At 59.8% G+C, this 14,067-nt stretch carries 12 protein-coding genes; 5 read left to right on the top strand and 7 right to left on the bottom strand.

Going from position 1 to position 14,067, the window contains the following annotated elements:
• Positions 1-22 precede the first annotated feature (22 nt).
• The 5 genes from CHH27_RS26450 to CHH27_RS26430 form a co-directional block, all read right to left on the bottom strand.
• Complete coding sequence (locus tag CHH27_RS26450; RefSeq protein WP_208988388.1) at positions 23-817, bottom strand: mechanosensitive ion channel family protein; 795 nt, start codon at positions 815-817, stop codon at positions 23-25.
• A 168-nt stretch (positions 818-985) separates the two neighbouring features.
• Complete coding sequence (locus CHH27_RS26445) at positions 986-2,503, bottom strand: ankyrin repeat domain-containing protein (protein ID WP_094074253.1); 1,518 nt, start codon at positions 2,501-2,503, stop codon at positions 986-988.
• Positions 2,504-2,691: 188 nt separating this feature from the next.
• Positions 2,692-3,555 carry an NAD(P)-dependent oxidoreductase gene (locus CHH27_RS26440; protein WP_094074252.1) on the bottom strand — a complete coding sequence of 288 codons (864 nt, stop codon included), beginning with the start codon at positions 3,553-3,555 and terminating at the stop codon, positions 2,692-2,694.
• 150 nt (positions 3,556-3,705) lie between these two features.
• Positions 3,706-4,449 (bottom strand): crotonase/enoyl-CoA hydratase family protein, encoded by a 744-nt coding sequence (locus tag CHH27_RS26435; RefSeq protein ID WP_094074251.1) that lies wholly within the window; start codon positions 4,447-4,449, stop codon positions 3,706-3,708.
• A gap of 20 nt (positions 4,450-4,469) precedes the next feature.
• Positions 4,470-6,251 carry an acyl-CoA dehydrogenase gene (locus CHH27_RS26430; RefSeq protein ID WP_094074250.1) on the bottom strand — a complete coding sequence of 594 codons (1,782 nt, stop codon included), beginning with the start codon at positions 6,249-6,251 and terminating at the stop codon, positions 4,470-4,472.
• 216 nt (positions 6,252-6,467) lie between these two features.
• Between CHH27_RS26430 and CHH27_RS26425 the strand changes: the two genes are divergently transcribed.
• Entirely contained in the window at positions 6,468-7,463 is a 996-nt protein-coding gene (locus CHH27_RS26425; RefSeq protein WP_094074249.1) for an L-threonylcarbamoyladenylate synthase, read from the top strand.
• 440 nt (positions 7,464-7,903) lie between these two features.
• Here the strand turns inward: CHH27_RS26425 and CHH27_RS26420 are convergent, their stop codons facing one another.
• Entirely contained in the window at positions 7,904-8,416 is a 513-nt protein-coding gene (locus CHH27_RS26420) for an ABC transporter substrate-binding protein (RefSeq protein ID WP_208988387.1), read from the bottom strand.
• A 36-nt stretch (positions 8,417-8,452) separates the two neighbouring features.
• A complete protein-coding gene (locus CHH27_RS28170) occupies positions 8,453-8,677 on the bottom strand; it encodes a hypothetical protein (RefSeq protein ID WP_208988386.1) in 225 nt (74 codons plus the stop codon).
• Positions 8,678-8,918: 241 nt separating this feature from the next.
• On the opposite strand from CHH27_RS28170, the gene CHH27_RS26415 reads away from it, so the two are divergent.
• The 4 genes from CHH27_RS26415 to dxs all read left to right on the top strand — a co-directional run bounded on the left by CHH27_RS26415 (position 8,919) and on the right by dxs (position 14,032).
• Complete coding sequence (locus CHH27_RS26415) at positions 8,919-9,848, top strand: histone deacetylase family protein (protein WP_198338307.1); 930 nt, start codon at positions 8,919-8,921, stop codon at positions 9,846-9,848.
• Positions 9,849-10,024: 176 nt separating this feature from the next.
• Positions 10,025-10,273 carry an exodeoxyribonuclease VII small subunit gene (locus CHH27_RS26410; protein ID WP_094075030.1) on the top strand — a complete coding sequence of 83 codons (249 nt, stop codon included), beginning with the start codon at positions 10,025-10,027 and terminating at the stop codon, positions 10,271-10,273.
• A 341-nt stretch (positions 10,274-10,614) separates the two neighbouring features.
• Complete coding sequence (locus CHH27_RS26405; RefSeq protein ID WP_094074248.1) at positions 10,615-11,724, top strand: helix-turn-helix transcriptional regulator; 1,110 nt, start codon at positions 10,615-10,617, stop codon at positions 11,722-11,724.
• A gap of 346 nt (positions 11,725-12,070) precedes the next feature.
• Positions 12,071-14,032, top strand: coding sequence for a 1-deoxy-D-xylulose-5-phosphate synthase (gene dxs / locus CHH27_RS26400; RefSeq protein ID WP_094074247.1), 1,962 nt, complete (start codon positions 12,071-12,073; stop codon positions 14,030-14,032).
• Positions 14,033-14,067: the final 35 nt, after the last annotated feature.

Here is a 14,067-nt window from a genome sequence, read left to right as displayed (position 1 = left end):
GGTGGCGGACTCTGTCTCTGGCTCACCCCGCCTTCTGGATTTCCACCTGATGCGGATAGGGAATGGAGATACCGCCCGCGTCAAAGGCTTCCTTGACGGCCTTGAGCATGTGGAACTTCAGCTCCCAGTAATCGCCGGCCTCACACCACAGGCGCACGCCGAGATCGACGGAACTGTCGCCAAGATTGGTCACGCGTACCCAGGGCTCCGGATCCTTGTGAACACGGCTGTCCGCACCGGCCACATCCAGGATGATCTGGATCGCCTTGTCGGCATCATCGCCATAATCGATGCCGAAAGTCAGATCGAGGCGGCGGGTGGCGTGGGCCGAAAAATTGGTCACCACCGTGCCCCAGGCCTTGCCGTTGGGCATGATGATCTGGACGTTGTCCGGCGTCACCAGTTCCGTCACGAAGATATTGACGTCCTTCACCGTTCCTGACGTGCCGCCGATGTCGACAAACTGGCCGATCTTGTAGGGCCGGAAAATGATCAGCATGACCCCGGCGGCAACATCGCTGAGCGTGCCTTGCAAGGCCAGGCCGATGGCCAGCGTACCGGCGCCGAGCACGGCAACAAGACTGGTTGCCTGGATGCCGAAGAGCTGGAGAATGGCAATCACGGTGACCAGAAGGATCAGCCAACGCACGATCGACGCGGCAAACCCACCGATCGTGTCGTCAATCTGCGGGTGGCTGACGATGCGTTTCTTGACAAGTGCCGAGAAAAAACCGGCGAGGAACCAGCCGATCACCAGAACGATGACAGCTTTCACCGCATTGATCAGCAGTGGCATCCAGACACTTACCTGGTCCATTGCACTTTCCATGAAGACCCCTCCGTCCTTGGCAAAATAAACCCTGCGGGAAGTTCTAACAGCGGTTGAGGGTACTTGGCCAGCAACAAGGCCTGCGTCGGCCCCAAAGGCTGAGAACCAGAGCAGACCCCGGTTCTCAGCCCTTGATCCGAGGTCAGAGGTCAGAGGTCAGAGGTGGCTCTGTTGCCAGTCCTCCAGAAACTGCACCATGTCCTCGTTACCGCAGCCGGTGATGAAGTGCGGATAGAGCTCGCTGCCGGCTTCCAGCAGCAACCGAGCACAGGTGATGTGGTCCCGCTCGTCCTTGTCCAGCCGGTGTTCAGAGCCGTGCAGCACGGTGTCCAGAGCGTCCCCGCCAAAGGCGTTCTTCCAGGTCAGGTCCGGTTTGAGGGTCAGCAGATAGGCGACCGCCTCCGGCAAGCCGGCCCAGCCAGCGGCATGGATCGGAGGCAGTCCCATTTCATCCGTCCTGTTCGGATCAAGTCCTGCCTCGACGAGCGCCTTCAGATGGTCCAGACGGTCCTCCTGAAACACAATGCGGGTCAACAGGAGCTGGTCTTCCTCCGGCAAGGTCGCCAGGTCGAACGGTGCGGCGGGGGTCTTTCCCATCGCGCAATCGGCCAGACCTTTTTCCGTCTCGCTTAAGGGTGTTGCTGCGCCCCGTTGTTCCAGAAGGGCTGCCACGTCCACGTTGCCGAAGATCCTGGCTGTTGCGTAGGGCGTATGACCCTTCCAGACCCGTTTCGGGTCCGCGCCATGATCCAGGAGAAGCTCAGCCAGCGGAGCCGGACACCAGCGGCGTGCGGCCTGGTGCAAAGCCGGGACTGTTTCGATCGGCTGGCCGCTCGGGTGATCCCGGACCGCTTCGTCCGGGTCTGCACCGGCTTCCAGCAGCAGGCGTACCTTGTCCTCTTCGCGAAAATCCAGGGCGCGGGCGAGCGCGTTGGTACCATCGGGCCTGGCGCCATGTTTCAAGAGCAGCTTGAGTGCGGCCGTGCCGGACAGTTCCGTGCTGTGGTAGAGACTTTCATTGTCGTTCGGATCCGCGCCATTCTCCAGCAGCCACTCGCCGAGAACAGGATTGTCGGCATGGCACAGGGCACCATAGAGCGCAGAGACCTTGTGTTCAGAGCCCGGTTCGGTGGCGTAGCCGTCATTCACATCCGCGCCGCCCGTGCGCAGCAGCTCGGCGATGGCGAGCATGTCGCCCTGCCTCTCCGGACTGCGATGAATTTCCTTGGAAAAGGCGAGATGCAGAATGGGCGTGCGCACGCCGATTTTGCTGAGCGCCGCATTCGGCTCGGACTCAAGCGCGGATTTGACCGCGGCCAGATCATAGAGAGCGATCTGCAGGCCGAGATTGTCGTCCTTCAGCGCCGGGTCCGCGGCAAGAAGTTTTTCGGTGGCCCAGTGCTGGCCGAAATAGAGCGCCATCTTCAGCCGTTCGGCCCGCTCTACCCGGCTCATGGCCGCGCTTTCCAGCGCGAACTTCAGTTTCGGCCAACTGTCATGGCCCGCCTCGCGGGCAATCACATGCAGAAAGTCTGCATGTCTCAGTGCCTTGTCTGAAGGAACATGGGCGGCAACGCGCGCAAGGGCTTCAGCCTCGCCCTTGGCATGCGATTTGCGCAAGCGGCGCGCCGCGTTCTTATAGGGATCGATGGAAGATGCAGGTCCGTTGGACATGGCTTTTCTCCTGGTTCAGATGCCCGGGTGATCCGCTGGTATCGGGCGCAGGTGAAAAACCGGCATATGTCGTCAGGTGTCAGGGTGCTTTCGCTTTCCGCGGATCCGGTTGCCGCCCTCGTCGGCACCGGCAAACTGCCTGAACGGGCTGGACATTGCAAGCCCGTTCAGCCGGATCAACGATCGTCTCAGCTCTTGACCGGACCAAGGTCGCAGGGCGCTTCGCTGTCGTCTGGCACGAAGAAGTCCGGTGCCAGCGCCAGGCTCGGATCGACCCGGTACTTGTCGAAATCGGTCACGCCACGGCTTGCCAGGAACGTGTCGTCAATGACGAATTGACCCGTGAAGTCCTTCGAGGGCGAGGTGAAGATCTCGTAGGCGGCATCGGCGAGAATTTCCGGCGTCCGGCTCTGCTGCATCATCTTGTCGCCTCCGATGATGTTCTTGATCGCGGCCGTCGCGATGGTCGTGCGCGGCCACAGTGCATTGACCGCTATGCCCTTGGACCTGAGCTCGCCTGCAAGTCCCAGAACCACCAGGCTCATGCCGTATTTTGCGATGGAATAGGGTGTGAACGGTGCGAACCATTTCTCCTGCATGTCGAGCGGTGGCGACAGCATCAGGATGTGCGGATTGTCCGCGTTTTTCAGATGCTCGATCGCGTGTTTGGAACAGGCAAGCGTGCCGCGCGTGTTGATCTGGTGCATCAGATCGAAGCGCTTCATGTCGGTCTGCTGCAAGGGTGTCAGCTGAATGGCGCTGGCGTTGTTGACCAGGATGTCCAGACCACCGAATTCGGCTGCCGTCCTGTCGATGGCTTTCTTGACGGCTTCGTCGTCACGCACGTCCAGCACGACCGGCAGCGCCTTGCCGCCCGCGGCCTCGATCTCTTCGGCGGCGGTGAAGATCGTGCCTTCCAGTTTCGGATGCGGTTCCGCGGTTTTTGCAGCAACGGCAATGTTGGCACCGTCCCGGGCCGCGCGCAGCGCGATTTCCTTGCCAATCCCGCGTGACGCGCCGGTGATGAAAAGTGTTTTTCCCTTCAGGGACATGATGGTTCCTCCTGGATTTCGCTCGAAGGCGGTCCTGTTTCTGCGTCGATGCCTCAAGGCCGTGGCAATTGCTTCATCCCATTCCCGTCGCCGGCGACTACTGGCCCCCCGCCTTCACGGGGATGACAACGGAGAGGTGGCGTGCTGCCCTCAAGCCTTCTTCTTCATCATGAAGGCCTGGAAAGCGGCGATGGTTTCCGGTGCCGTCAGGCGGCCGGCGAAGATCCTGATTTCCTCTTCCACCCGGTCCGACAAAACCGAGGTGTCCCCGCGCAGCAGTTTGCGCGACAGGGCCATGGCCTGAGGCGGTTTTGCCGCAATGTCCTTTGCACAGGCGAACGCCGCAGCATCGACATCGTCCTCGACGACCTCGTTGACCAGACCGCAGCCAGCTGCCTTTTCCGCGGAAAAGCCATTGCCGAGACAGAGCAGTTCAAACGCCCTGGCGTGGCCCATCAGTTGCGGACCAAGCAGGCTGGACCCGGCTTCGGGCACCAGTCCGAGATCGACAAAGGGCGAGCGGATCAGCGAGCGCGGGCTGGCAAAGACCATGTCGCAATGCATCAGCAAGGTCGTGCCGACCCCGATGGCCAGGCCATCGATGGAAGCCACCAGCGGCTTTTCATTGCGCACCAGCGCCCGCAGAAACCGCACGACCGGCGTTTCGTCGATGGCAACCTTGCCGGCATATTGCAGGAAATCGCCGATGTCGTTGCCGGCCGTAAAGACCTCGGGCTGACCGCAAATCAGCTGGCAGCGGATTGCGTCGTCGCCATTGCCGGTTTCCAGTGCGTCGGCGAGCGCGTTGTACATGTCACCCGTCAGGGCATTCTTCTTCTCCGGCCGGTCCAGACGCAGGGTCCGGACGCCGTCCTCAATGGATGTTCTTATCATCTGTTACTCCAGGGAAGCGCTCAGGAGGCCAGGGCTTCCGGATCAAAATCCTGAATGGCCGCGGCCGACAGGAGGATGTCCGATTTCAGACCCGATGTTTCGCCGAGGGTGGTCTCGCAGAAGCTGCGCGCCAGAAGCGTACGCTCCGACAGCCGCACGGCCGGTTCTTCAGAGGACCGCAGCGCGCCCCTGGCCAGAAGGGCGCCACCGAGTGCCAGCCCCGCCACGCGCAGGTAGGGGGTCGCACCCGACAAGGCATCCGCAACCCGGCCGTCGGCCTGAGCGCTCAGCATATAGTCGGTCGCTTCAGTGAGATCCTGAATGCTGGCGGCCAGCCGTTCGGCCGTCGCTCCGAATTCCGGTCGATTGGAGGCAGACACTTCGTCTGCAATCTCCTTCAGTTCCTGAATGAAGCCCTTGATGTGCTCACCACCGGACAGCGGCAGCTTGCGCATGACCAGGTCGATGGACTGGATGCCATTGGTACCTTCATAGATCGGCGCAATACGGGCATCGCGCAGATGCTGGGCAGCGCCGGTCTCCTCGATGAAGCCCATGCCACCATGGATCTGGACACCAAGTGACGCCACTTCGACGCCAAAATCTGTCGACAGGGCCTTGGCAATCGGTGTCAGCAGGCTGGCGCGCTCGCTCCAGAACGTCCTGCTCTCGGCATCTTCGGCGACATTGGCCATGTCGATCGCATGGGCGCAGGCGTAGCAGATTGCCCGGGCAACCTGTGTGCGCGACTTCATGCCCAGCAGCATGCGCTTGATATCCGGATGACGGGCAATCGGGCTCATGCCTTCGCCGGTGTCACCAGGTGCCCTGCCCTGCTTGCGCTCAACGGCATAGGCGAGCGCATGCTGATAGGCACGCTCGGCCACCCCGAGGCCCTGAATGCCGACGGCCAGCCGGGCGTTGTTCATCATGGTGAACATGCAGGCAAGACCGCGGTTCTCCTCGCCGACCAGCCAGCCGATGGCACCGTCCTCGTCGCCATAGACCATGGTGCAGGTCGGCGAGCCGTGAATGCCCATCTTGTGCTCGACACCGGCAACCTTGACGTCGTTGCGTTCACCCAGGGACCCGTCGTCGTTGACCAGGAACTTCGGCACCAGGAACAGGGAAATGCCCCTGGTTCCGGGAGGGGCATCCGGCAGCCGCGCCAAAACCATATGGATGATGTTGTCGGTCAGGTCATGGTCACCATAGGTGATGAAGATCTTCTGGCCGAAAATGCGGTAGGTGCCGTCGTCCCGGCGCTCGGCTTTGGCCTTCAGGGCGTTAAGGTCCGAGCCTGCCTGCGGCTCGGTCAGGTTCATGGTGCCCATCCATTCGCCTGTAACCAGTTTTTCCAGGTATTTGGCCTTGAGCTCCTCGGAGGCGTGTTTTTCCATCGCCTCGACAGCGCCGATGGTCAGGGTCGGACCGATGGCAAAGGCCATCGATCCGGAGTTCCACATTTCCAGCGCGGCGGCCGACAACATTTGCGGCAGGCCCTGTCCCCCTGCTTCCGGATCGGCGGTCAGCCCGTTCCAGCCGCCCTCGATCCAGGCATGATAGGCATCGCGCCAGCCCGGAGGCGTCGAGACCTCACCATTTTCAAGCGGCGTGCCATGCGTATCGGCAACCTTGTTGAGGGGAGCAATCTCTTCAGCTGCAAAGCGGCCGGCTTCCGTCAAAATGGCATCGACCAGATCATCGCCAAGGTCGGCGAAGCGGGCATTCTGCTGCAGATCACCCAATCCGCAGACATGTTTCAGCGTGAAGGCAATCTCATCGACCGGGGCTCGATACATTCAGGTCCTCCCAAACCTGCCGGCTCCACTCGTCCGGCATTTGATTGTTTTCGCGGCTCAAAGCTTGACGGAAGCCCGGCTTCTCCGCAAAAGGCGCTATCGACAGCGAGTTGACAGGACAATAGACCAGTTGACGTTAACGTCAACCCGTATCGCTGCGGCAGGTCATCGTCTTTTTGGTCAGGTCGCCGGAACCTGCAGGACGAGCCTTGCGACATGCAACGTTGGACACTCGACATCGACAGCCCTGACTGGAAGAGCGCGCCGGAAGCGGATGCGGTCTGCACCGCCCTGCTGGCAGGAGACCTTGTCGCGATTCCGACCGAGACCGTCTACGGGCTGGCGGCGGATGCCACCGATGGCAAAGCCTGCGCCAGGATCTTTCAGGCCAAGGGCCGACCGCAGTTCAACCCGCTGATATCGCATGTGCCTTCGCTGGAAAGTGCAATGGACCATGGCGAGTTTGATGATCGGGCCCTGAAACTTGCGAGGGCCTTCTGGCCGGGTCCGCTGACACTGGTGGTTCCGAAAAAAAAAGGGTCGCCGATCTCGGACCTGGCAACAGCCGGCCTTGAAACTGTCGCCCTGCGCGTGCCGAAGGGCCCTGTCATGCGGTTCCTGGCGGAGAAGACCGGACGCCCCCTGGCCGCACCAAGCGCCAATACATCCGGGCGGATCAGTCCGACCCGTGCCGAGGATGTCATTGCCGACCTGGAACCGTCCCTGAGCTATGTGATTGATGCCGGCCCCTGCACAGTCGGCATTGAATCGACGATTGTCGGGTTGATCGATGACCAACCTCGCCTTTTGCGGCCCGGTGGACTGACCCGGGAGGACATTGAGCAGGTTCTTGGAACGGAACTGGCAACGCGGGACACGTCCACGCAGCCGGATGCCCCTACTGCCCCCGGCATGCTGACCTCGCACTACGCACCCAATGCGCGTCTCATCCTTGAGGCTGCAGAAGCGTCTCCGGAAGACGGTCTGTTGTCCTTCGGCCCGACCTCCTTGCCCGGTGCCGAGGCAGCTCGTGCAGAGTTCAACCTGAGCCCGACCGGTGACTTGGCAGAAGCAGCCGCGAATCTGTTTCAAGCCCTGCGATGGCTTGATGCGCACGGGGCTGCCGTCATTCGCGCACAAATTATCCCCAACTTTGGATTGGGTGAAGCGATCAACGACAGGCTCCGCCGCGCCGCGGCCCCCCGTCCGTGACACGCTATCAGGTCATCGTTCCGCTGACTTGAAATCGGCCTTCCCTCAGGGAACTGACCATTTCTTCATCACCCAAACAAAAAGCCAGAAAAATCAGCAGGTCATGCGCCGGTTCTGACTTTTCAAGTGAAGCATGACCGCCTGAAATAAAGTTTCAGCCTGGACAAGTTTCCGTTTTAACGGACAAACAATACACGCACCCGAAACCGGATTTTGGTTAAGCAAATCATACAATAGACACCGGGAAATCTGCGGCGACTTCAAACTTATCAACACCATGTACCAAAAGGATTACGGTAAAAAGCTCGCATTCCCTTACTGGAATCACATAGATTAAAACTCAGATTTGAGATGCAGCGGACCTCCCCTCGGGCATTGCGGTGCTCGCACCTCGTAGCGGGCCGGCTTATCAGCCGGCCCTTTTTTTGGGCGTTTTTCCTTCAGTATCCCAGATAGGATTCGCCGAGGCTGTCGCGATACTTGTCGACCCAGGCCGTATTGATCCTGGAAATCGTGCCGTCCGCATCCAGTTCCTTGAAGCAGCGATTGAAGTCAGCCGCGTGCGCCGCATTGCGGAACGCCATGGTGTAAGGACTGGAGTCGAACACCGCCTTGAAGGTAACCGACTGGTTCGGATCGAAGCGCAGGTCACTCTGGCCGCGCAGTTGCTGATTGTATTCGGCAAACAGCATACCGTCGCCGATGATGGCATCGACACGTCCACCAAACAGCGACCGGCTTTGCGTGATCTGGTCGGTCACTTCGCGATAGTCACCGAAGGAACCGGTGTGGTCGGCAAGACCCGGAATGATGCTTTCCGCGCCCTTGAACCCGATCACCTTCTTGCCGGCAAGATCGCCAAGACCGGTGTAGCTGGCGCCACTGTCTGTCAAGAACGAGACCCCGTTCTGGTAATGGATGTAAACGTCGCTTGCCGTGCCGTCGATCGGCATGCCCTGAGGAACGGTCGCAACGGCATCACCTTCACCTTACTTGTAGGTTTCCCAGTGACGGGTGAAGGGCTGAATTTCGAAGGAAACCGAATGACCGCATTTTTCCATCACGGCGGAGATGATCTCGGCCTCGCGCCCCTTGCCGCCGTCCAGGAACATCGGCGGCAGGTTACCCGCCAGGATCTTGATGTCATCGGCCTTTGCGGTTCCGGCTGCAACAACCGCGAGAACACCGACCGCAATAAAGGAGAGATTTTTCATGTTTTACCCCTGCTGGAACACGCTTTGCACGCAGAGTAAAACCCGAACAAACTAAAATTTTGATTACTTGGTCAAATTTTTTATTTGATTCTATTATACGCACTTTTATCAATACATGCATTTCAGAACCCGGATTTCCACCGCCCCCCAACAGCGTTGCAATATCCCTTTCGGCAATTGACAGTCCCTATGGCAACCGGTCAGATGCTCAAAACAATTCTGACCTTCCGGAAACGCCTCCTTGTCTACCCTGATCCTGAATCACCCGTCCTATCTCGATCATCTGACGCCCGTCGGCCATCCCGAGCGCCCGGACAGAATTCGCGCCATCGACCGGATCTTGGAACACGAGAAGTTTCAGCCGGTTGAGCGGGACATGGCGCCCATGGGAGCGGTGGAGGACATCGCGCGCGCACATCCGATGAGCTATGTCGACATGCTGCACCGGCTGGCCCCCCAGGAGGGAACGGCCAGGGTCGATGCGGACACCACCATGTCACCGGGCACCTGGGAGGCTGCCCTGCGCGGTGTCGGCGGGGCCTGCCGTGCTGTCGATGAAGTTCTGACCGACAAGGTGAACAACGCCTTTTCCGCCTCCCGGCCGCCGGGACACCATGCGGAAAAGGACCGGGCAATGGGCTTCTGCTTCTTCAACAACGTTGCAGTAGCTGCCCGTTATGCGCAGGCCAAATACGGACTGGAACGCGTCGCGATCATCGATTTCGACGTGCATCACGGCAACGGCACGCAGGACATTTTCTGGGACGATCCGACGGTGATGTATTGCTCCACCCACCAGATGCCACTCTATCCAGGGTCGGGTGCGGCGTCCGAAACGGGAGATGCCAATACAATCGTCAATGTCCCCCTGCCGCCGGGCGAGGACGGCGCCGGGTTCAAGGAGGCATTTGACGTTGTGATCCTGCCACGCCTGAACACATTCGCCCCGGAACTGGTGATCATTTCCGCCGGGTTCGACGCGCATGCCCGGGACCCTCTCGGCGGCCTCAACCTGCTCGAAGCCGACTTCGCCTGGGCGACACGGGCATTGATGGATGTTGCCGACAAACACAGCGACGGACATCTGATTTCTGTGCTGGAAGGCGGGTACGATCTGGAAGGCCTGGCGCGGTCAACGGCAGCCCATGTCATGACCTTGATGACAGGCTGACCCGGCTCAGGCGGCAGGTCTTCATGCGCGTCTTGCCCCTTCCCAGTGAGCCTGCCCGTTGCTCAAATCCACGTGGATGATCGCCCTGAAAGACATTTGACACCTTGACCTCAGCTGCTGCGCCCGCAAGTTTGCTGCAGGATCACTGGATGCGAACACGAACGGAACCCACACCGATGGCCGATGCAGCGAACGACATTTCCGCGCTCTCCTTTGAAGAGGCTCTCAAGCAGCTGGAGACGATCGTGCGCGAACTGGAGCAGGGTAACGTGCCGCTGGAACGCAGCATCGAGATGTATGAGCGCGGCGACGCGCTGCGCAAGCATTGCGACACCCTGCTGAAATCCGCAGAGGCGAAGGTGGAAAAGATCCAGTTGGGCCAAAACGGCGACGCCAGCGGCACGGAAGCCCTGGACCCGCAATAGCGTTGCCGCAGGCTTCAACACCGCTGCCTGCCCGTACAGCGCAGCGGTTGGCGCCGTTTCGCCCCTCAACCAGAGCCTTGTTGTTACGCCCGACGCTGGACAGCCTCGCGTTCGCCTTAACTTAAGCAATAAATGAAAAAATACCGCTACTATTGCCAAGAAAGCGATAAATTGCTAGTAATATTGACAGTCTAAAGAGGCATTTATGTAATAATTAGTAGACAATGCAAACTATGCCAGCACTCAGTGAAACAGACCAAGCAAAACTACTTATGCGGGTTCTTGAGTGCTCCTCCCAAACCGAAGGTTGGCCCCAGGTACTGGCATTCATAGACAAGGCATTGGAATGCAGGTCCTTCCTGGCTGCCTTTGACGGAAATGGCGCCGCATTGCCTCACTTCGGTGGCCAGCGCTCTGCCCAGGACCTTGGTGGATTGCTTGAGCAGATTGAAACGGAAGATGGCCCCAGTGCGCTTCAGTTTCTTTTGTCCGAGGCGTCACTGTTTTTCCCGTATTGCAAAACGTCACTTGACCGGACCCATACCGGCAACACAGAGGTATCAGAGCCTGCCGCGCATCAGTCGACGTTGACTGAAGAGACTTCTGCGAATGCAAACGGCCAGAATGTTGAGGATCAGCTCAAAAAACTGCGCCGCGCACCTGGGCTGGTCTCCCCCATTTGGCGGACAGACCGATCCACCATTCTTTTCGGCTGCCTGTTCACGTCGCATCATCCGCAGACCATTGACGTCGCCCTTGCCAGAGAAACGTTTCGGGAGATCGTGAAGGCCCTTGCGCCAGGCTTGAACCTGCATTTTCAACTGGAGCAGCAACGGCAGAACAGCCAATTCAATCGCGTCCTTCTGTCGGCGAGCGACAGTCCCGCCGTGCTGATCAATTCAGACAGGGACATCCTCGCCCAGACGCCAACCTGCCTTGAAGCGCTCAGGCGCGCCGATGCGGCCACGCAGCAGCGCCAGAAACTTCTCGTCAAGAACAAGCAGTTGGATGCTGCGCTCCTGGAACTGGCCGTTGCAAACCGGCACACGCCGGACAGACCCGTTCCTGGTGTCGGCAAGTATCCTCAGCGTGCTCTCTGCGTCGCCGGACCGGATGGTTTGCTCAAACGGATCTTGATCAAGACGGTCTATCCAACACCGCCTTCCTCGGACCGGTTCTCGCCCCCCCTGTTCATTCTCAGGCTTTCCGAAACCAGGGACGTGCCCAAGGACGTTGAAAAATGTCTGCAGGATCACTTCGACCTGTCTCAGTCCGAAGCGCATCTTGCGCGACATCTCACCGTGACAGGGTCGATGAACGCAACCGTCGAGGATCTCGGCATCACCCGGAACACGGCCAAAACCCATCTTCGTCGCATCTATGAAAAGACGGGAAACAACACGCAACTCCAGCTGGCAAAACTCGTTCACCGGCTCGCTCAGTTGTTCTAGGTCAATTTGGGCTCGTGGCCGGCTCCTCGAAACCACCTGCAAACAGGCCACGTTCCAGCATGTCGCACATGTGAGCAGACAAAAAAATGGGGCCGCGAAATACGACCCCAAGTTGATCACTGTGCACGTGGCCCCATCGACCACACCCTTCCCTTAAGGTAGTTCCGAACGTGGCGCATCACCCAAACGGGTGACTAATGACGATTTCTTGAAAAGTTGCACACAAAATGCATGTCCAACTCCTAATTTAGTTGGACAAATTCTGCCTGGAACGCGTTTTCGCAGCCACCCCTGCCAATTTGGCGCATTCCTCTCTTCGAATTTGCGCCCTATATCGGGTTGGTGTATGCCTGCCCGCCAGTTTTCTAATCGTGGAGCGGTCTCCAGAGTGACTTCCAAACCAGACACCCCCCTTCTCGACAAGGTTCGTTCGCCGGCTGACCTTCGTCAGCTTGAAGAAGGCGAACTGCGGCAGCTCGCAGACGAACTGCGCGCCGAAACGATCGACGCCGTGTCGATCACCGGTGGTCATCTGGGTGCCGGGCTGGGTGTGGTCGAGCTGACCGTTGCATTGCACTACGTGTTCAACACGCCGGACGACAGGGTCATCTGGGATGTCGGGCATCAATGCTACCCGCACAAGATCCTGACGGAACGCCGCGACCGGATCCGGACGCTTCGCCAGGGAGATGGATTGTCCGGCTTCACCAAGCGCGCGGAAAGCATCTACGATCCTTTTGGGGCCGCCCATTCCTCCACGTCGATTTCCGCGGGCCTCGGCATGGCCGCTGCGCGAGATCTCAAGGGCGGCGACAACAATGTCATCGCCGTCATTGGCGACGGGGCCATGTCGGCCGGCATGGCCTACGAGGCCATGAACAATGCCGGGCATCTTGGCTCGCGGCTGATCGTGATCCTCAACGACAACGACATGTCGATCGCCCCTCCTGTCGGCGCCATGTCGGCTTACCTGGCCAAACTTGTGTCCGGCCCGACCTACCAAACCCTTCGCGACGCGGCGAAGAACCTGGTCAAGAACCTGCCCAAGCCGGTTTTTGAAAAGGCGGCGCGGGCAGAGGAATATGCGCGCGGTTTCTGGACCGGCGGCACGCTGTTCGAAGAGCTCGGCTTCTACTATGTCGGACCGGTCGACGGCCACAATCTGGAACACCTGCTGCCTGTCCTGAAAAATGTCCGTGACACGCATCACGGCCCGGTACTGATTCACGCAGTCACCCAGAAGGGCAAGGGCTATGGACCTGCCGAAGGGGCAAAGGACAAATATCACGGCGTCGCGAAATTCGACGTTGTCACCGGCAAGCAGGCCAAGCCGAAAGCCAATGCGCCGAGCTACACCAACGTCTTCGCCACGTCCCTGATCAAGGAAGCTGAAGCAGATGACAAGGTCGTTGCGATCACGGCGGCCATGCCGGACGGCACGGGACTGAACCTCTTTGGCGAAGCCTTTCCGGAACGGACCTATGACGTCGGCATTGCCGAACAGCATGCAGTGACCTTCGCCGCCGGTCTGGCCACGGAAGGCTACAAGCCGTTTGCCGCAATCTATTCCACCTTCCTTCAGCGCGCCTATGACCAGGTGATCCACGATGTTGCGATCCAGGGGCTGCCGGTCCGCTTCCCGATCGATCGCGCCGGTCTGGTCGGCGCCGATGGCCCCACACATGCCGGCGCCTTCGACACGGCTTTCCTGAGCTGTCTGCCGGGTTTCGTGGTCATGGCCGCAGCGGACGAAGTGGAACTGAGACACATGGTGGCAACCGCGGTTGCCTATGACGATGGTCCGATGTCCTTCCGTTATCCGCGCGGCGAAGGTGTTGGCCTGGAGATGCCGGAGCGCGGCAGCGTGCTTGAAATCGGCAAGGGCATCATTCGCCGTGAAGGCACGAAGGTTGCTCTTCTGAGCTTCGGTGGCCGCATGGCCGAGTGCCTGAAGGCAGCCGAGGAACTGGATGCCGCAGGCCTGTCGACAACTGTCGCCGACGCGCGTTTCGCAAAGCCGCTCGACATGGACCTGATCCGCCGCCTTGCGCGGGAGCACGAGGTTCTCGTGACGGTCGAGGAAGGATCGGTCGGAGGCTTCGGCAGCCATGTCCTGACCCGGCTGGCGGAGGAAGGCCTGCTCGACAACGGTCTGAAAGTGCGCACGCTCGCCCTGCCCGATACCTATATCGACCAGGACAAGCCTGACGCCATGTACGCGGCCGCCGGCCTGAACTGCGACGGCATCATGAAGACCGTCTTTGCTGCCCTCGGCACGGAGGCGATGACCGCTCCGCAGCGCGCATAACCGACGAAATACATTTCAAAAACGCCGCTCCCCAT

It is taken from the genome of Labrenzia sp. VG12, from assembly GCF_002237595.1.
Classification (GTDB): Bacteria; Pseudomonadota; Alphaproteobacteria; order Rhizobiales; family Stappiaceae; genus Roseibium.
Note: the sequence above shows the minus strand (reverse complement) of the source record. Positions and strands in the feature narration are given on the sequence as shown.

Excerpts from the sequence above, each read along its gene's own strand:
- CHH27_RS26450 (WP_208988388.1), bottom strand. The coding sequence starts at position 817 with ATGGACCAGGTAAGTGTCTGGATGCCACTGCTGATCAATGCGGTGAAA.
- CHH27_RS26445 (WP_094074253.1), bottom strand. The coding sequence starts at position 2,503 with ATGTCCAACGGACCTGCATCTTCCATCGATCCCTATAAGAACGCGGCG.
- CHH27_RS26440 (WP_094074252.1), bottom strand. The coding sequence starts at position 3,555 with ATGTCCCTGAAGGGAAAAACACTTTTCATCACCGGCGCGTCACGCGGG.
- CHH27_RS26435 (WP_094074251.1), bottom strand. The coding sequence starts at position 4,449 with ATGATAAGAACATCCATTGAGGACGGCGTCCGGACCCTGCGTCTGGAC.
- CHH27_RS26430 (WP_094074250.1), bottom strand. The coding sequence starts at position 6,251 with ATGTATCGAGCCCCGGTCGATGAGATTGCCTTCACGCTGAAACATGTC.
- CHH27_RS26425 (WP_094074249.1), top strand. The coding sequence starts at position 6,468 with ATGCAACGTTGGACACTCGACATCGACAGCCCTGACTGGAAGAGCGCG.
- CHH27_RS26420 (WP_208988387.1), bottom strand. The coding sequence starts at position 8,416 with ATGCCGATCGACGGCACGGCAAGCGACGTTTACATCCATTACCAGAAC.
- CHH27_RS28170 (WP_208988386.1), bottom strand. The coding sequence starts at position 8,677 with ATGAAAAATCTCTCCTTTATTGCGGTCGGTGTTCTCGCGGTTGTTGCA.
- CHH27_RS26410 (WP_094075030.1), top strand. The coding sequence starts at position 10,025 with ATGGCCGATGCAGCGAACGACATTTCCGCGCTCTCCTTTGAAGAGGCT.
- dxs (WP_094074247.1), top strand. The coding sequence starts at position 12,071 with ATGCCTGCCCGCCAGTTTTCTAATCGTGGAGCGGTCTCCAGAGTGACT.